19 protein-coding genes are annotated in these 17,607 nt (G+C 60.8%); 13 read left to right on the top strand and 6 right to left on the bottom strand.

Annotation, left to right across the window (positions count from 1 at the left end; translation table 11 throughout):
• Positions 1-85: 85 nt before the first annotated feature.
• The 4 genes from LPW13_RS16600 to hslV all read right to left on the bottom strand — a co-directional run bounded on the left by LPW13_RS16600 (position 86) and on the right by hslV (position 4,653).
• On the bottom strand, positions 86-1,972 hold the full coding sequence (locus LPW13_RS16600) for a PhoX family protein (RefSeq protein ID WP_230437108.1): 1,887 nt from the start codon (positions 1,970-1,972) through the stop codon (positions 86-88).
• Between the two features lie 168 nt (positions 1,973-2,140).
• Positions 2,141-2,518 (bottom strand): gamma-butyrobetaine hydroxylase-like domain-containing protein, encoded by a 378-nt coding sequence (locus LPW13_RS16595; protein WP_230437107.1) that lies wholly within the window; start codon positions 2,516-2,518, stop codon positions 2,141-2,143.
• Between the two features lie 69 nt (positions 2,519-2,587).
• Entirely contained in the window at positions 2,588-3,901 is a 1,314-nt protein-coding gene (hslU, locus tag LPW13_RS16590; RefSeq protein WP_230437106.1) for an ATP-dependent protease ATPase subunit HslU, read from the bottom strand.
• A gap of 212 nt (positions 3,902-4,113) precedes the next feature.
• Positions 4,114-4,653, bottom strand: a complete 540-nt coding sequence (gene hslV, locus LPW13_RS16585) for an ATP-dependent protease subunit HslV (protein ID WP_230437105.1) — start codon at positions 4,651-4,653, stop codon at positions 4,114-4,116.
• 119 nt (positions 4,654-4,772) lie between these two features.
• Here hslV and LPW13_RS16580 point away from each other — a divergent pair, with 119 nt between their 5' ends.
• A complete protein-coding gene (locus tag LPW13_RS16580; protein ID WP_230437104.1) occupies positions 4,773-5,006 on the top strand; it encodes a DUF2798 domain-containing protein in 234 nt (77 codons plus the stop codon).
• A 98-nt stretch (positions 5,007-5,104) separates the two neighbouring features.
• Here the strand turns inward: LPW13_RS16580 and LPW13_RS16575 are convergent, their stop codons facing one another.
• Both LPW13_RS16575 and LPW13_RS16570 read right to left on the bottom strand, forming a co-directional pair.
• Positions 5,105-5,674 carry an SPOR domain-containing protein gene (locus tag LPW13_RS16575; RefSeq protein WP_230437103.1) on the bottom strand — a complete coding sequence of 190 codons (570 nt, stop codon included), beginning with the start codon at positions 5,672-5,674 and terminating at the stop codon, positions 5,105-5,107.
• 90 nt (positions 5,675-5,764) lie between these two features.
• Positions 5,765-8,032 carry a primosomal protein N' gene (locus LPW13_RS16570; RefSeq protein WP_230437102.1) on the bottom strand — a complete coding sequence of 756 codons (2,268 nt, stop codon included), beginning with the start codon at positions 8,030-8,032 and terminating at the stop codon, positions 5,765-5,767.
• Positions 8,033-8,449: 417 nt separating this feature from the next.
• Between LPW13_RS16570 and LPW13_RS16565 the strand changes: the two genes are divergently transcribed.
• From LPW13_RS16565 to rsd, 12 genes are all read left to right on the top strand, one after another.
• Positions 8,450-9,025, top strand: coding sequence for a hypothetical protein (locus LPW13_RS16565; protein WP_230437101.1), 576 nt, complete (start codon positions 8,450-8,452; stop codon positions 9,023-9,025).
• Positions 9,022-9,327, top strand: a complete 306-nt coding sequence (locus LPW13_RS16560) for a transcriptional regulator (protein WP_230437100.1) — start codon at positions 9,022-9,024, stop codon at positions 9,325-9,327. The genes LPW13_RS16565 and LPW13_RS16560 overlap by 4 nt, the downstream gene beginning before the upstream one ends.
• Positions 9,328-9,503: 176 nt before the next feature.
• Positions 9,504-9,716, top strand: coding sequence for a 50S ribosomal protein L31 (gene rpmE, locus LPW13_RS16555; protein WP_230437099.1), 213 nt, complete (start codon positions 9,504-9,506; stop codon positions 9,714-9,716).
• A 59-nt stretch (positions 9,717-9,775) separates the two neighbouring features.
• Positions 9,776-10,585, top strand: coding sequence for a thermonuclease family protein (locus LPW13_RS16550; RefSeq protein ID WP_230437098.1), 810 nt, complete (start codon positions 9,776-9,778; stop codon positions 10,583-10,585).
• A gap of 129 nt (positions 10,586-10,714) precedes the next feature.
• Positions 10,715-11,968, top strand: coding sequence for a malic enzyme-like NAD(P)-binding protein (locus tag LPW13_RS16545; RefSeq protein ID WP_230437097.1), 1,254 nt, complete (start codon positions 10,715-10,717; stop codon positions 11,966-11,968).
• A gap of 301 nt (positions 11,969-12,269) precedes the next feature.
• The gene (locus LPW13_RS16540; protein ID WP_230437096.1) at positions 12,270-12,779 is read left to right on the top strand and encodes a hypothetical protein; all 510 of its coding nucleotides are present in this window, start codon (positions 12,270-12,272) and stop codon (positions 12,777-12,779) included.
• 142 nt (positions 12,780-12,921) lie between these two features.
• A complete protein-coding gene (gene gshA, locus LPW13_RS16535) occupies positions 12,922-14,511 on the top strand; it encodes a glutamate--cysteine ligase (protein WP_230437095.1) in 1,590 nt (529 codons plus the stop codon).
• 174 nt (positions 14,512-14,685) lie between these two features.
• Positions 14,686-15,315, top strand: coding sequence for an acyl carrier protein phosphodiesterase (locus LPW13_RS16530; protein WP_230437094.1), 630 nt, complete (start codon positions 14,686-14,688; stop codon positions 15,313-15,315).
• Positions 15,312-15,809, top strand: coding sequence for a disulfide bond formation protein B (locus LPW13_RS16525; RefSeq protein ID WP_230437093.1), 498 nt, complete (start codon positions 15,312-15,314; stop codon positions 15,807-15,809). The genes LPW13_RS16530 and LPW13_RS16525 overlap by 4 nt, the downstream gene beginning before the upstream one ends.
• A complete protein-coding gene (locus tag LPW13_RS16520) occupies positions 15,809-16,204 on the top strand; it encodes a CidA/LrgA family protein (protein ID WP_230437092.1) in 396 nt (131 codons plus the stop codon). Before LPW13_RS16525 ends, LPW13_RS16520 begins: the two co-directional genes overlap by 1 nt.
• The gene (locus LPW13_RS16515) at positions 16,197-16,931 is read left to right on the top strand and encodes an LrgB family protein (RefSeq protein WP_230437091.1); all 735 of its coding nucleotides are present in this window, start codon (positions 16,197-16,199) and stop codon (positions 16,929-16,931) included. Before LPW13_RS16520 ends, LPW13_RS16515 begins: the two co-directional genes overlap by 8 nt.
• A gap of 151 nt (positions 16,932-17,082) precedes the next feature.
• Complete coding sequence (rsd, locus tag LPW13_RS16510; protein WP_230437090.1) at positions 17,083-17,550, top strand: sigma D regulator; 468 nt, start codon at positions 17,083-17,085, stop codon at positions 17,548-17,550.
• The last annotated feature ends 57 nt before the right edge of the window (positions 17,551-17,607 follow it).

The raw sequence follows: 17,607 nt of genomic DNA, 5'->3' as shown, positions 1-17,607 counted from the left end.
TCCGACGCTTGCGTGAAAAGCTGACAGGACAAAACCCCGACGGTCACCGGTCGGGGTTTTGCGGCCTGGATGGGTTTACTGACGTTTATTCGTCAGTGACATCCATGGCCGGGAAAGGACCTACATAGCCGGTATAGGCGCGGTGCTCCAGGGAGCCCGGGGCCAGTTTGTCATCGTCGGACTCACCGTAGGGATGCTGGATCACACTCATCAGATAACCGAAGCCGTTGATGTTCGGGTACCAGTAGGGCGAGGTGGTCTCGGATCCGTAGGGCGTGGTTTGAATCCGGGTGAGGCCGGCCCTTGAATCGTCTGCGTCGACGTCATCCAGGTTCAGGGCCCAGATCACATCGTTCTGGTGACCGGAGCCGGTATCTTCACCAATGATCAGGGTGTTGTAACCGGTGATGAAGGTAACGTTATCCGGGTTGGCAATGGCATCCGCATCGCAACTGTAGCTGGCAAACGGGCTGTCTTCCGGGTACCGGGTTTCTTTGGTCAGTTCGATACCGCCGATCAGGCCGTTCATATTGGTGGCGACGTAATCGGAGCCGATTTCGCTGTCCGCGGCCACGTCCAGCGCATAGACCGCACCACAGGAATTGCCTGCCGCAATCTGGATATGGCCGACATCGTCGGTCATACCGGCGCCCACGGAGCTCATGGCCACATACAGTTTGTTGCCGGTCGGGTCGAAGGTGACCCCTTCCTCCTTGCGGAATTCGGTAGAAGCGCCCATCAGTGCCGCGTAGCGACGGGTTTCCAGGCGGGAGGCGATTTTCTCCATGCCCGGTTTCACGCTCAAACATTCGGTGTTGCCGTTGGTGGCGGTTTCTACACAGCCTTCAGCATCCACGTCAAAAATATCGTCGAAGGTCACCGCGGGCTGGCCGTCGCCACCGTGTACCGCTGCATCAATCTCGTCGTTGCTGGCATGACCGAGAGAAATCCATTCGAGGTCGGCGCTGCCCAGGCCCTCGCCAGAGGTCTGGTTCCATTTGGCTGCGTAAACGGTACCGGCAGTGAGGTCACCGGCGGTATCGGCGATAAACATGTACAGGCCCACGTTGGTACCGTCGTCGGTCATGTACACGGTTTTGCTGTCGGGCATCACGTAGGACAACTCGAAAGCGATACGCCCCATGGCGTAGTGTTTGCTGAGCTCGGTGATGGGCTCGGCGTCTCCCTTGGCGGTCACATTGATCTCGATATTCCAGCCGTAATAGTAGGGGTTCCACTCGGCCGGATCGGCGTAGTAATCCAGCATGCCGGCGGCGTAGCTGTTTTCTGCCGCTTCGATATAGGTAGGCAGACTGCGGGCATCCGGCTCGTACTCTTCAGACGCCAAGTGTGCGTTCCACGGCGTTACGGAAGCGGCGCAGTGCACCCAGCCGCCGTCGACGCCGGACTGATCGATCTGCCACAGGTCCTTGGTGGAAAGCTCACCGTTTTCCGGATTCTGGTCCAGCTCCATCAGGAACATGGCACCGGGACGGGTTTCCATCTGCGATACGGAAAACAGGCGCTCGCCGATCGGCAACAGGGAAGTGTGCTCGTTGGCATCGGTGACTTTCAGCATGCCGTCTTCGCCGTACAGCGGCTGGCCGGCAGCATCTACCAACTGACCGAATACCACATTGCCATTAACGGAGTCGCCGGAGCGCAGCAGGGTGTGGAAGCCGAGATCGTATTCTTCACCGTCCACCTCGACTTTGGGTGAGGCGAGAATCTGACGTTTTTCGCTGTCGGTGGCAGGCGCCGGTACGCCGGTGAAGCTCAGGGAGCGTACTGGTGTTTCATCGCCACCGTCATCTCCATCGTCACCGGGATTGGGGTTCGGGGTGACCACCGGCGGGTTGTTGCGATTATTATCGTCGTCGCTGCAGGCGGGCAGCAGTGCGAATGCGGCCACGGCCACACTTATTTTGAGGCCGAGCTTTAACGCCAGCGGCGTCTTGGAAAATGGAATCATTATTGAACCCCCCAACTGAATTATTTTCGAGCGGGGATTGAAACGATTCCAAATGACAGTGACGTGACACCACTGGTGAAGTGTTGGTGAACCTTTTGTGAATTTGGATGCGGTTCACATTGCGGGAACAATCCAATAAGTGCAGGTGTACTTATTGGATGAGTTTTGTCAGCCGATGAACTTTACTGCACTTTCATCGGGATCACGCCCCTTGCCTTCAGCTTCCAGGCGCGCCAGATAATCCTGCCACTTTGCATCTTGCTGATCGCACAGTTCGCGCAGGTAGTCCCAGGTGTAGATGCCACTGTCGTGACCATCGTCGAAGAATATCTGCAACGCGTAGCGACCGGCGGCGGCGACTTTGTCGATCCCCACATGCATTTTTCCGCATACCAGGGTGCCCTCACCAGCGCCGTGACCGCGCACTTCGGCACTGGGGGAATAGACCCGCAAGTATTCTGCCGGCAGGATGAATTCGCCATCCGGATATTGCAGGATGAGTTGCTTATCGGCTTTCTGCAGACGGACTTTTCTGGGGGGCGACATTGGCAGGTTCGGCTCGGCGAGACTATGGAAAACAAAAGGAGCCCGAATCGGGCTCCTCACGGGAGAGAATCAGAGAATAAACCGGGAAAGATCTTCGTCCTTGCTCAATTCTCCCAGGTGCTTGTCCACATAGGCGGCGTCGATCGTGACAGCAGTATCGCCATCACCACCGGCAAAGGAGACTTCTTCCAACAGGCGCTCCAGTACGGTATGCAGACGACGGGCACCGATATTTTCCGTGGATTCGTTCACTTCAAATGCCACTTCGGCAATACGGCGAATGCCGTCTTCGGAAAATTCGAGGTTCACGCCTTCGGTATTCATCAGTGCTTTCTGCTGTTCGGTCAGCGACGCGCTGGGCTCGGTGAGGATACGCTGGAAGTCATTGGAGGTCAGCGAGTCCAGTTCCACGCGAATCGGCAGACGCCCCTGCAGCTCCGGAATCAGGTCCGAGGGTTTGGACAGGTGGAAGGCGCCGGAGGCGATAAACAGCATGTGATCGGTTTTGATCATGCCGTATTTGGTGGTGACGGTGCAGCCTTCGATCAGGGGCAGCAGGTCACGCTGCACGCCTTCACGGGAGACATCGGCACCGCCGCTTTCCTGGCGCTTGGCGACCTTGTCGATCTCGTCGATAAACACGATGCCGTTCTGTTCCGCGGACTGGATCGCTTTGGTTTTGATCTCTTCGTCGTTGATCAGTTTGGCGGCTTCGTCGTCGGTGAGCTGTTTCAGTGCCTGCTTAACGGTGAGCTTGCGCTTCTGGGTTTTGCCTTTGGACATGTTGGAGAACATGCCCTGCAGCTGGTTGGTCATTTCTTCCATGCCAGGAGGGGCCATGATTTCGACGCCCATGGGGTTGGCGGAGACGTCGATTTCGATTTCCTTGTCGTTCAGTTCCCCTTCGCGCAGTTTTTTGCGAAACATCTGACGGGTGCCGGAATCTTTTTCACCCGGTTCGGTGCTGCGGGCGGGGGGCAGCAGGGCGTCGAGGACGCGCTCTTCGGCGGCGTCCATGGCCCGCTGTTCGACGCTGGCCATGGCCTGTTCGCGTTCGAGTTTGATGGCCATTTCGACGAGGTCGCGGACGATGGATTCAACGTCGCGGCCGACGTAGCCGACTTCGGTGAATTTGGTGGCTTCGACTTTGATAAATGGTGCGCCGGCGAGTTTGGCGAGGCGCCGGGCGATTTCGGTTTTGCCGACGCCGGTGGGGCCGATCATGAGGATGTTTTTCGGGGTGATTTCGACGCGCAGGTCTTCGCTGACCTGCATGCGACGCCAGCGGTTGCGGAGCGCAATGGCGACGGCGCGCTTGGCGTCGTTCTGGCCGACGATATGGCTGTCGAGTTCGTGGACGATTTCTCTGGGGGTCATGGACATGGCTTTACTCTGAATTTCTCGCTTGCTTCCACTTGGGCTCGTTTATTTCGAGTGCGGTGGCGGCCGGGCACCGGGTAATAGTTTTTGAAACCGCTGTGTATACATCCCTGTACGCTGCGGCGGCGACGTCCCTGTCGCCGACGCTTTCAAAAACTATTACCCGGCACCCGGCCTTCAATTCGGGCTTCTTTACTTCGTTACGGAGCTGACTATCAGTAACTCAACTCTTCAATCGTGTGATTCTGGTTGGTGTACACACAGATATCACCGGCGATCTTCAGGCCCTGTTCAACAATCGTACGCGCGTCCAGCTCGGTGTTGTCGAGCAATGCGCGGGCGGCGGACTGGGCGAAGGGGCCGCCGGAACCGATGGCGATGAGGTCATCTTCCGGCTGGATGACGTCGCCGTTGCCGGTGACGATCAGGCTGGCGGTTTCGTCGGCGACCGCCAGCAGAGCCTCCAATCGACGCAGGGCGCGGTCGGTGCGCCAGTCTTTGGCGAGTTCCACCGCGGCGCGGGTGAGCTGGCCATTGTGGGCCTGGAGCTTGGCTTCGAAGCGTTCGAACAGGGTGAAGGCGTCGGCGGTGCCGCCGGCAAATCCGGCGATGACTTTGTCGTCATAGAGGCGGCGCACCTTGCGGGCGTTGCCTTTCATGATGGTGTTCCCCATGGAGACCTGCCCGTCACCGCCGATGACGACTTTGCCGTTGCGTCGGCAGGAGAGAATGGTTGTACCGCGATATTGTTCCACGTGTGCCTCTGCATTTTGAATCTCAGAAGCACTAAGTGTGGTCGAAGGAGCTGGATTTCAACTTTGCGGGTGCGGCTTTATACTCCGCGCCTTCTTCTGAGGTATTTCGAGGATCGCCTGTGGCCCGTATCAAGCGCCGTTATTACACGCTGATTTTTGCGTTATTCATGTCATTTTTCATGTCGACAATGATGTCGGCGGTGATCACGGTGGTGAACACGGGCCTGACCGAGGGGTTCTTCGGCCGTTGGCTGCATGCGGGGCTGGTGGCGTGGGTGATCGCGTTTCCGCTGGTGTCGGTGATTGCGCCGGTGGCGCACTGGATTACGCGCAAGTTGGTGGAAACCGAGTAGCCCCTCTTTTCCGATAGATCAGCCCAATGCAGCCATCGTTTGGGCTGAGTCGGGGCGAAGGTGCCGCTAGCGGCACCGCCATCTCAGTCAATAAAAACCTATCCCTTCGCCGGCCGCTTCAACATCAGCGGCATCAGGCTGTGCTCCGCTAGGATGCCGCGCGCCTTGGCAGCTTTGGAGCGGCTGGTATACGGGCCGACAAGCACCCGGTGCCAGGTGCCGCGGCTGTCGCTGGCGGTTTCCACTTTCACGTCCAGATTGGCGAGCATCAGCTGCGCGCGCAGGCGTTCGGCTTCAGTTTTGTCGCGGAAGCTCGCGGCCTGGAGGATGTAGACCAGATTGGAGCCGGGGTCGCTGTGATCGACGGTCTGCTCAGAATCGCCTTTATCCGACTCCCGCACCCGCACTTTGCGCTCCCTGGGCTTCTCCACCTTCACTTCGTTTTCTTCCAGCAGCTTATAGAAATCAAAGCGGGGCTTGGCCTCTGTGGGCGCACTCTTGCTGGCGGCGGGTTTGTCCGCCTCGGCGGTCACCTTGCCCTGTTCGGTCCTGATATTGTCGAGCAGGAAAATGAACACGGCAAAGCCGCCGACGAAGTTGCCGAGCACAAACCAGACCCAGGCGGGTTTGCCGGTGGATTGCTTGCGGCGGGTATTGCGGCGGGCCATGGGCGGGTTCTCTCTGACTGCGTTATCTAGATTTAAGCGGGCGGGAAATTGTAACCCCTGCGGGCCGGGCTGTCCGCCGCGGGACATGCATCAGGACAGTTCCTGCGCATCCATATCCACCGCCCAGCGCAGGCGGCGATTTTTATTGCCCTCCGCCCAGGCGCAGAAGCGAGCCAGCATCTGCTGCAGTAACCCGCGCTTTTCCGCAGTAATCTGCAGATAGAAACGGAAGCGGCCGGATTTGCGTTCCAGCAGCGCCGGCACCGGACCGAGATACTGCAGCTGGGGCGAGGGCGGGGCGAGAGCCTCCAGGTAATGACGGGCATTGGTGAGGAATTCCTCCGCCCAGCGCGCCTCCTCGCATTCGGCACGCACCAGCGCCATAGCCCGGATCGGTGGTAACTGGGTAAGTGCGCGCTCCTCCAGTAACTGGCGGGCGAATGCGCCGTATCCTTTGTTGAGCAGCAACTGCAGCATCGGGTGCTCCGGATAGCGGCTCTGCAGCAGCACATGGCCCGCAAGGTCGCCGCGCCCGGCACGGCCGGCCACCTGTTCCAGTAACTGCCCCATGCGCTCCGGCGCGCGGAAGTCGGCGCTGAACAATCCCCCGTCCGCATCCTGGATCACCACCAGCGTCACCCTCGGGAGATGGTGGCCCTTGGCCAGCATCTGGGTACCCAGTAGCAGGCAGGGCTCGCCGTTGCGCGCCGGCTCCAGCAACCGGTCCAGCGCCTGCTTGCTGGACGTGGTATCTCGATCGACGCGGATCACCGGAAATTGATTGAAGGTGTGGGCAAGGAAGTCCTCACTGCGCTCGGTGCCGGCACCCAGGGCGTTCAGATTGCGACTGTGGCACTGAGGACAGCTGTGCACTTCACGCATACGGTAATCGCAGTGGTGACAGCGGAGGTGACGCTGGCGTCGGTGCAGGGTGAGCTTGCTGGAACAGTGGGGGCAATCCGCGAGCCAGCCACAGTCATCGCAGGTCAGTGCCGGGGCATAACCGCGACGATTGATGAATACCAGCACCTGCTCGCCACGGCCCAGGGTCTCGCCGATATGGCGCAGTACCTGAGGCGCAAAGCCTTCCTGTAATTGCTGGTGCAGGGTCGGCACCAGGCTGATCTGCGGCGGGCGCGCATTGCCGGCACGGTGGCGCAGATGCAGGTGCTGATAGCGCCCGCTCAAGGCATTGTGCAGGCTCTCCAGCGACGGTGTCGCCGACCCCAGCATTACCGGCACCCCGGCCCTCTTCGCCAGTACCACGGAGAGATCCCGCGCGGAATAACGCACGCCGTCCTGTTGCTTGAAGGAGCCGTCGTGCTCCTCGTCCACCAGGATCACCCCCAGCCGGGGCAACGGGGTGAAAATAGCGGAGCGGGTACCGATCACGATATCCGCCACCCCACTGGCCGCGGACAGCCAGGCGCGGGCGCGCTCACCATCGGCGAGACCCGAGTGCAGGGCAGCGATGCGAAAGTCGGGAAAGCGCGCGGCGATGCGGCGCAGGGTCTGCGGGGTGAGCCCGATCTCCGGTACTAGTAGTAGCGCCTGCTTACCTTCGCGCAGGGCGCGCTCCATCAGGCGCAGATAGACCTCGGTTTTGCCGCTGCCGGTGGTGCCCTCCAGCAGCGAGGCACTGAAGCTGCCGAAACGAATCGCATCGATCGCCTGTTGCTGCTCGTCATTGAGGTCCGGGGCCGGCTTCGGCTCCGCGTTTTCTATTGGCGGCGGTGCGGTAGGGCCGGACACCCAGCGCGCCAGTCCACGCTCGATCAACGCTTTACAGACGGTACTGTTGAGGCCGCGGGCATTCAGTGCGGTGCGGCTCTGGCGGCCGCAACTCAACAACAATTGCAGCAGTGCCTGCTGTTTCTTTGCCCGCGCCAGTGCGGTTTCCGGCAGCCCCTTACCCTCGGTGGTGAGCTCCAGCCACTGCTCGGCCCAGTAATCCGCCGGTTTGCCCTTGCGCAGAGCCACCGGCAACGCCGCGGCATACAGTTCTCCCGCCGGCGCCTGATAGTAGTCGGCTGCCCACTGCAGAAATTGACGGCTGCGCTGATCAAATACGGGGTGGCTGTCGATACGCTCGAGCGCCGGCTTGAGTTCATCAAACGGTGAGTCGTCGACCACATCCACCAGTACCGCCACCAGACTGCGCTTGCCAAACGGCACCCAGAAACGCTGGCCGGGACGACAATCCTCGCTCGTCATGCCCGCGGGCGGCAGATAGTCGAACAGGCGGCGCAGGGGGACCGGCACAGCGACACGCAGAATCGCGCGCTGGCGAACTTCGCGGGCGGCGCGCTCTTGCTGCTCCTGCCCCCCGGCCGCGTGAAATACTTCCTGTGGCGCCAAATTACCCCCAATACCCTGTGCCGCCGGAGATGGCATCGTTGTCCGGTGTGATGCTTTAAATGAGATGCTTTGCGAAAAGACCCGGTAAAAAGACCCGCTAGTTTACCGACTGGGGCCAGTGGTTACAGCCGCCGTGATCAATCCCGCGGCAACAAGCCCGTCTCCTGCTCCGCACCCGCACCGATCACAACGCAAGCAGAATGTGGCACAGGCGGAAGTTGGCGCGAATTCCCCCGTCAAAGTCGAGATACCCATTGAACACTCTAAAATTTAAAGTACTCTACAACCATAACTCTAAAAAATAGAGTTGATGCCAAGGGAACGGGAAAGGATCAGCACTCGACGCCGCCGCACAGGCGCCGCCCCCAGCGACACCTGACCCGATCCCATACCCCACCGCACGAGGGAACCGTGACCATGACCGACGTCAACAAACTGCAAAGCGACCTGGACTATATCAGCAACACCCTGCGGGAGGATGCCACCGCCGGCGGTATCCCGACACTGTACTTCCTGTGGGCCGGGCTGATCGCTGTCGGCTTCAGCCTGCCGGATCTGGCACCCCGAGTAGCCGGGATCTACTGGCTGGTGGCGGGTATCGGCGGCGGCCTGTTCAGTTGGTGGCTGGGCGATCGCCAGAACCGTCGTTGGGGCGTGAAAAATTCGCACCTGGCCAAACGCTACGCACTCCACTGGGGCCTGATGGGCGCCGCGTTCCTGCTGTGTTTCCTGCCCCTGCTGCTGGGGCGCGTATCGCCAGCCATGGGCGGTGCCAACTTCCTGCTGGTGACCGGGATCGGCTACGGTCTGGCCGGGGTCCATCTGGAACGCCCCCTGTTATGGTGCGGCCTGCTGATGCTGGTCGCCTACGGCGTCATGGTACTGCTGATGCCCCCTTATACCTGGACCCTGACCGGAATCACCGTGGGACTGTCGCTGCTGTGGGCCGGGATCAGCCGCCGCACCGCAATCAAGGCGGGCCGCGAACAATGAAGGCGCTGGCATCCCTGGATCCGCTGCTGGAACACCGGTTCCGCCTGGGCACCTGCGTGCTGCTGAGGAAGCACGGCGAATTGACCTTTACGCGGCTGAAATCACTACTGCGGGCCACCGACGGCAACCTCGGTGCTCAGCTGCGCAAACTGGAAGAGCAGGAATACCTGCAGTCGCGCAAAGATTTTGTTGAGCGCAAACCGACCACCTGGTATCAGCTCACCGCCACCGGCAGTGCCGCGCTGGAAGCACATCTGGCCGCACTGCAAAGCCTGATCGACGCCAGTGGAGACAACGTCTGAGGACGAGCACGCCGGCGGTGGAATCTGTGACGCTACGGGCGCAATTCCGCTTGCGTCAGGAGGCTAATCTGATAGTATGCGCCGACTTTTTAAACAGCCCGGGGAGCGATCCCCTGAACCAATGACGATCCCGTGCTCAGCAAACGACTGGGTGGCGGTGTCGAGTAGAGGCCATCATGAAGACCGATATCCATCCGAAGTACACCGAGATCAAAGCGACCTGCTCCTGCGGCAACGTATTCCAGACCGCTTCCACTCTGGGCAAAGACATCCAGCTGGACGTGTGCTCCAACTGTCACCCGTTCTACACCGGCAAGCAGCGCGAAGCGAGCACCGGCGGCCGCGTAGACCGCTTCAAGAAGCGTTTCGGCAGCCGTATTTCCAAGTAATTGGACAAGATGCGCACACCGCAGCGGCTTTCACCGGTTTGGTGACAAACGCTGCTACGGTGACAAAAAAGACGCCCTGGGCTTCCCTCGGCGTCTTTTTTTGTGCCCTCATTTTATTGCTGGGGCCGCTCGCAGCGGCCGCCCGCGCGGACTGCGTACTGGGCCCGGCGGACGACCTCGCTGCGCTGGCAAAGGTGGTGGATGGCGATACCGTACACCTGAAAGACGGTCGCAAGGTACGTCTGATCGGCGTCAACACCCCGGAACTGGCCCACAGCGGCCGCCCCGCGCAGCCGCTTGCAGAAGAGGCGCGGGAGTTTACCCAGCGCTTTCTCGCCGGCGGCGACGTGGAACTGGTTTACGACCGCGACCGCCGCGACAACCACGGCCGGGTACTGGCCCATGTCTACAACCACCGCGGTGACAGCCTGGAAGCCGCACTGCTGTCAGCCGGATTGGCCTTCCATATCGCCGTAGCGCCCAATTTTGCCCTCGCCGAATGCCTGGCCGAGCGCGAGAACGCCGCCCGCCAGCGCCACCGCGGCCTGTGGGCACCGGGGGTCTGGCCCACCCGACAGGCGAGGAATATCCGCCCCGGCGACGGCGGCTTTGTGCGTCTCAAGGGACGGGTGGAGAAAGTCGACCGCAACCGCTTCCTGTGGCTGGAACTGGATGGCCCGGTGGCCCTGCGCCTGGACCCGAAACGGGATTATGGCCACTTGGGCCGGCGCGATTGGCAAGGACGGGAAATAGTGGTGAAAGGGTGGCTGGTGGACCGCGGAGCGAAATACTCATCCCGATTTAAAAAAAATAAGCGATGGTTTATTGCTGTGGACTCTGAATTTACTGTTGAAATTAGTAGGGATTAACGGAATCGATCAGTTTTTGCACTTGTGAATTTCGAGTCGCCTCGGTTATCCTTCGCCCACCGCAGTTACCCTGCCCGGAGAAGGCAGCGGACAAGAAGTAATAACCTCCCACCCAGAGAAGATCGCGAGATGACCAAAGACCTGCGCCAGGCGGCGCTCGATTACCACGCCTTGCCGACACCGGGCAAATTATCGGTGGAACTCACAACCTCGGCCCAGACCCAGGAAGACCTGTCCCTGGCCTACAGCCCCGGGGTCGCGGAACCCGTGCGCGAAATCGCCAAGGACCCGGAAGCAGCCTATCTGTATACCGGCAAAGGCAACCTGGTGGCGGTGATCTCCAACGGCAGCGCCATTCTCGGCCTCGGCAATCTGGGGCCACTGGCCTCCAAGCCGGTGATGGAGGGCAAATCGCTGCTGTTCAAGCGTTTTGCCGACATCAACTCGGTGGATATCGAAGTCGAAGCCCCCAGCGCCGAGCGCTTTATCGAAACCGTCGCAGCCATTGCCAACACCTTTGGCGGTATCAACCTCGAAGACATCAAGGCGCCCGAGTGCTTTCATATTGAAGAGGCGCTGATTGAGCGCTGTTCGGTACCGGTTTTCCACGACGACCAGCACGGTACCGCCATCGTCACCGTGGCCGGCATGCTCAACGCGCTGGAAATCCAGGGCAAGGATATCCGCGACGCGCGTATCGTGTGCTTGGGTGCCGGCGCCGCCGCATCGGCCTGCTGCAAACTGCTGCTGGCCGCCGGCGCCAAGAAAGAGCAGATCACCATGCTCGACAGCCGCGGCGTAATCCACTCCGGGCGCAGCGACATCAATGCCTACAAGGGCGAGTGGGCGCGGGATACCGAGATGCGCACCCTGGACGACGCCATCGAGGGCGCCGACGTGTTCCTGGGCGTCTCCGGCCCGGACCTGCTGTCCGCGGAGCAGCTGGCACATATGGCGGACAAGCCGGTAGTCTTCGCCTGCTCCAACCCCAACCCGGAGATCTCCCCCGAGTTGGCCCACAGCGTGCGCGACGACCTGATAATGGCCACCGGCCGCTCGGACTACCCGAACCAGGTCAACAACGTGCTCTGCTTCCCGTTCATCTTCCGCGGTGCCTTGGACGTACGCGCCACTCGCATCAACGAAGATATGAAGCTGGCGGCGGTGGAAGCGATCCGCAAGATCGCCCGCGAGCCGGTGCCGGATTCCGTTCGCGCCGGTTACGGTGGCGTGGAAATGACATTCGGGGCCGAGTACATCCTGCCCAAGCCCACGGATCCGCGTCTCTTGCCAGAAGTGGCCTCGGCCGTGGCCCGCGCCGCGGTGGACAGCGGCTCCGCGTGCCTGCCGTATCCGGAGCACTATCCGTTGAAGGCGATTTAACCCTCCTGATTGAATAGTTCCCGTGCGCCCCCCGAGGCCCCGCCCTTACAACAGGTTCAAGGGCGGTGCCGCTACCGGGTATGGCTTTGTGAGACACGCCGTAAACCCATCCATGGGGGCTCGGCTGCGGCCGTCCTGGCCGCAGACGGTCTCACAAAGCCATACCCGGCATCGGCACCTTCACAGCAACTTCAATTAACTGAACACCCTCGCGCTTCACCGCAGACTTTCATACCATCCTTGAGCCACCCTCAAGCCCTCGCTAAACTGCCCCCATGTCCGAGCAAAGATGTCCCCTCCTATGAGTCACGTCTATGTGCTGGTGAACCAGCACCAGCAGTTTTTGAGCAAAAGCAACGAATGGATCGACGGCCGCGAGAACAACAAACTGTTCCGCACTGAACACAAAGACGTCGCCATCAACCAGATGTTCGAGGCCAACACCCGCAACGTGAGCCTGCGCATCGAACTGCTGGAGTGCGAGCTGGACGGCAAGAAACAGCCGCAGATTCCCGCCGAAGCGCTTAGCGAAGAACCCCTGCTGGCGGCCGCGGATGACCCTGCGAAAAACGCGCAGATCGAAGCATCCAGCGCCGGCGATCCGGACGAGCTGCCGCAGCCCGATCCCAGTGAAACGCCACCGCAGCACAACCCGGAGGTGAATCCGCAACCGGCACCGGAAGTGGAGCCCGACCCACAGCCGGAAATCGAACCGGATCAATATCCCGGCACGGCTCCAGAGGTGACGCCGGAACAGCCCCCCGAACAATCCTCGGAACCGCTGCCGGAATCCGCCACCAGCCAGGCCTGAGCCCCCTCAGAAAGCGAGCGGGCTTGAGATGTAGCCCTTGAGTTGTAACGGGGCGCCCCCATCTAGGCGGGATACCGCGGGCGGCGCTCACGCTCACAGGCGAAAGCCACCCCGCATCACCGGCTGCTCACAGGAGATACGAGTGCCCACCATCAACCTGACCGAGCTGGCCAAGCCGGAAGTCCTCACACTGCTGAAGGGCATTCGCCGCGGCATCGAAAAAGAAAGCCTGCGGGTGACCCCCGAGGGCGAACTGGCGCACAGTGAACACCCCACCGGGCTTGGCTCTGCGCTCACCCACGAGTGCATCACTACCGACTTCTCTGAAGCGCTGCTGGAATTCATCACTCCTCCGGTGGCAACTCCCGAGCAGGCGCTGGAAAAACTCGACCAGATCCATCGCTACACCTACAGCCAGATCGGCGACGAACGCCTGTGGGTCAACAGCATGCCCGGCCGCCTCGGCCGCGACGAAGACATTCCCGTCGGTGAGTACGGCAGCTCCCACAGCGGCACCATGAAAACCATCTATCGCCGCGGGCTTGGCCTGCGCTACGGCCGCGCCATGCAGACCATCGCCGGCATCCACTACAACTTCTCCCTGCCGGATACCTTCTGGCAGTGGCTGCAGGAGAAAGAAGGTAACAACGAAGCACTGGGCGACTTCAAAACCCGCCGCTACTTCGACCTGATCCGCAACTTCCGCCGCCACTACTGGCTGCTGATCTACCTGTTCGGCGCCGCCCCCGCCGTGTGCGGCACCTTTGTGCAGGACCGTGAGCACAAACTCGAACCATTCGACGGTGACGGCCGCAGCCTCTACGCCCCCCAGGCCACTTCCCTGCGTATGGGCGACCTCGGCTACACCAGCGACGCACAAAAATCCCTGATCGTCTGCTACAACGACCTGCCCAGCTACCTGACGACACTGTGCGCCGCCATCAGCAAACCTTACCCTCCGTACCACGAGCTGGGGGTCAAGGACGCCAACGGCGACTACCAGCAACTGTCCACCGGCCTGTTGCAGATCGAAAACGAATTCTATTCGCCAATTCGCCCCAAAAACCCCGCCGGTATGGGCGAAACTGCGCTCTCCGCCCTCGACGCCCGCGGTGTCGAATACATCGAAGTGCGCTGCCTCGACCTCAACCCCTTCGTGCCCCTCGGCCTCGAAGCCCCGCAGATGCGCTTTATCGACGCCTTCCTGCTGCACTGCCTGCTGAGCGACAGCCCCCTGTCCGACGATGCCGACTACCGCGCGATCCAGCAAAACCAGGAACGCATCGTCTATCGCGGCCGCGACCCGCAAGTGCAACTGATCCACAACGGCGGCGAGCGCAAACTCACCGACTGGGCCAACGACCTGCTGGACGAAATCACCCCCATCGCCAGACTGCTCGACGACGCCTGGGAAGAAAAAGAATACCAGCGCGCCGTCGACGCCCAGCGCGACAAAATCTCCGGCAAAACCCCCACCCCCGCCGCGCACATGCTGGCGGAAATGCACGAGCACGGGCAGACCTTCTTCCAGTGGGCCCAGGCCAAAGCGGAACAACACCGCCAGTACTTCCGCGAACGCCCGCTGAGCGATGTCGAACAGGCGGAATACCAGCAGCTGGCGAAAGAATCCCTGCAGAAACAGAAAGAAGTGGAGGCGGCGGATAGCGGCAGTTTTGAGGATTTTCTCGGGCAGTATTACGCGCAGTATGTTTTCTGTCAGAGAGGGCTCTAAAGCCTCCGAAACATCAACAGTCAGATGCGAAGGTGCTGATACCGGGTAGGCGCTTGCAAGACCGTCTGCGGCCAGGACGGCCGCAGCCGAGCCCCATGGATGGGTTCACGGCGTGTCTTGCAAGCGCCTACCCGGTAGCAGCACTGCCACCAGACCCGAAAGAAACCCAAGCCGATGAACTACCTAGCCCACTTACTGCTCTCCGGCCCCGATCCGGACTGGCAGCTGGGCGGATTACTGGGCGACTTTGTCAAAGGTCCCCTCAAAGGCGAGCGCCCGGAAGCCATCGAAGCCGGCATGCGCCTGCACCGCCGCATCGACCTGCTCAGCGACCGACACCCCGCCTTCATCGACGCCCTCACCCGGCTCGGCCCCCAATGGCGACGCCTCGGCGGCATCGGCCTCGACATCTGGTTCGATCACCTCCTCGCCAAAACCTGGCCCCAATGGCACCCGCAGACACTGGAAACCTTTACCCACCAATGCTGGTCCAACTTCCGCAATCGCCGCGAATACATCCCCGCCAACGCACAGGCATTTATTCAACGCGCAGAGCAATTTAAACTGCTGCCCGGCTACCGCGAGGTAGCCGTCATCCAGCGCACCCTGGAACGGGTCGGCAACCGACTGCGCCGGCCACACCCCCTGGAACAGTTAATACCCCTGTTTCAGGCCCACAACACCGCGCTGGAACAGGATTTTCAATCACTGTTTACGGACCTGTCGCAACAGGCCATCCTGTTCCGACAGGACTGTCTGCGACAAAACCGACTCCGACAGGATTACCCGGACAATAATTCATGACCCTGCCCAACCCGCGTACCACCTTTCTGCTCACCTTTATCGCCGTGATCGTCATTCTCGGCACCGCGTTCTATCTCGAATACGTGCAGGGGCTTGAACCCTGTCCGCTGTGTATCACCCAGCGCGTCATGTTCCTGGGCGTAGGTCTCGTCTCCCTGATCGCCTTCCTGCACAGCCCCGGCAAGATCGGACGCCGGGTTTACGGCCTGTTGGTCTCCCTGTGGGCCCTCGGTGGCCTCTACTTCGCCGGCCGCCAGTTGTGGCTGCAGAGCCTGCCCGAAGACCAGGTGCCCCTGTGCGGCCCCGGCATCACCTACATGGTGGAAGTCTTCCCCATGTCCGAAGTGATCAAAACCCTGCTCACCGGTGACGGCAACTGTGCGGAAGTGAAATGGACCCTGCTCGGCCTCTCAATCCCCGGCTGGGCCGCGGTGTGCTTCGCCGGCCTGATCCTGTTCGGCATCTGGCAGGCATTCCGCAAACACCCACAGTGATGTCATTGAAATCCGCCGCCCAGTGGCTGGGCGGCGCCGCGCTGTTACTGCTGTGCGAATTGATCGGCCGCGCTCTGGTAGACCTGCTTTCCCTGCCCATCCCAGGTTCCGTGGTGGGCATGGTATTGTTGCTTGTAGGGCTTCTCATATACGGCGAAGTCCCCAGCGGCCTGGCGCGTGTCAGCGAACTCCTGTTGCGCTTTCTGGTATTGATCTTTTTACCCGCCTCCGTGGGCATCTATTTTCTGCGCGACCTCTCTCCCCGCGACTGGATCGTACTGATGACAGCGATGGTCATCGGTACCCTGATCAGCCTGACGCTCACCGCACTGCTGCTGAACCGGTTGATCCAACGCAGCAACGGCAGACAACAGCGGGAGCAGGGCAATGGCTGATTGGCTGACACAGCTTCGTACCCTGCTCGAGAGTATTGCGACACCGTTGTCACTGTCTCACCCACTGGTGATACTGCCACTGAATGTGCTCGCCTTCTGGCTCGGGCTCAGACTCTACCGCCGCACCGGTACACCGCTGCTGCATCCCATCGTCGGCGCCAGTCTGCTGGTGCTCGCAGCGCTGTTGATACTGGATATCGATTACGCGAATTACCAGCGGGGCAGTGGCGCACTCTACCTGCTGCTGGGGCCTGCGGTGGTGGCACTCGCCATCCCCCTGAAGCAGAATCTGACCATGATCCGCAGGGTCGGCTGGCCGCTGATGCTGGGCCTGCTGGTGGGTGCGGTCCTGGCGCCGCTGGTGGCGGTCGTAATCGCCCTGGCACTGGGCGGCGGCCGCACCGTGTTGCTGGCCCTGACCACCAAATCTGTCACCACGCCGGTGGCGCTGGCACTGGCGCAGGAAATGCAGTCCGTGCAGAGCCTCACAGCCGGCGTGGTGGCCATAACCGGGATTATCGGCGCGGTCTTTGGGCCCGGATTGTTGAAGAAACTGCAGATTACCGATGAACGGGTGGTCGGGTTCGCCCTGGGAGTAAACGCGCACGCCATCGGCACCGTGCGTGCGCTGGAGATCAGTGCCCTGTGCGGCGCCTTTTCTGCGTTGGCCATGGGGCTGTGCGGTGCGCTCACCGCGCTACTACTGCCTCTGTTGCTGGCGACCTGATCGCATTTTCGTAAAAGTTGGCGTACAAAGTTCGTGCATGGAGTTGTGCGGCACTTGCCGATGGCGGAGGAAGCTTCTATCTTCTGAAGAGTCCTTTATCAAAATCCGCCGAATCTGAATCAGCCAAGATGTAACAAAAGGAAACTTGGAGATGCTGGAAAACTGTAAAAATGCCCGGGAGCGCTGGGGTGGTGTCAGCGAGATCATCGATCGCTGGCTACATGCCCGCCAGTTACTGCTGGTAAGCTTCTGTGGACTGTCGGAAAAGAAAACCTTTGCCGACGACGACAAAGAGTCAGAGACCAGCCTGCGCGAGCTGTGTCAGAAGCTGGTGGACTACGTTTCCGCCGGCCACTTCGAAATCTACGACCAACTGATCCAGGAAGGACAGGCGTTCAAAGATACCGAAGGGTTGCAGGAAGCCAAAGGCCTGTACCGGGAAATCGACGCCACCACCGATATCTGCGTCGACTTCAATGACAAATACCTGGAAACCGATGACCTCAGCACTCTGGTAGAAGACCTGTCGGAATTGGGTGAAGCGTTGGAAACCCGCTTCAGCGCGGAAGATCGCATGATCGACACCCTGCACAATGCGCACAAGAATCAGCTCGCCTGATGCGCAGCAGCACAGACGGTGAGAAAATCACCATCTAGAAACAAAAAAGGGGCCCGC

Origin of the sequence: Microbulbifer celer (genome assembly GCF_020991125.1) — a bacterium.
Classification (GTDB): Bacteria; Pseudomonadota; Gammaproteobacteria; order Pseudomonadales; family Cellvibrionaceae; genus Microbulbifer; species Microbulbifer celer.
Note: the sequence above shows the minus strand (reverse complement) of the source record. Positions and strands in the feature narration are given on the sequence as shown.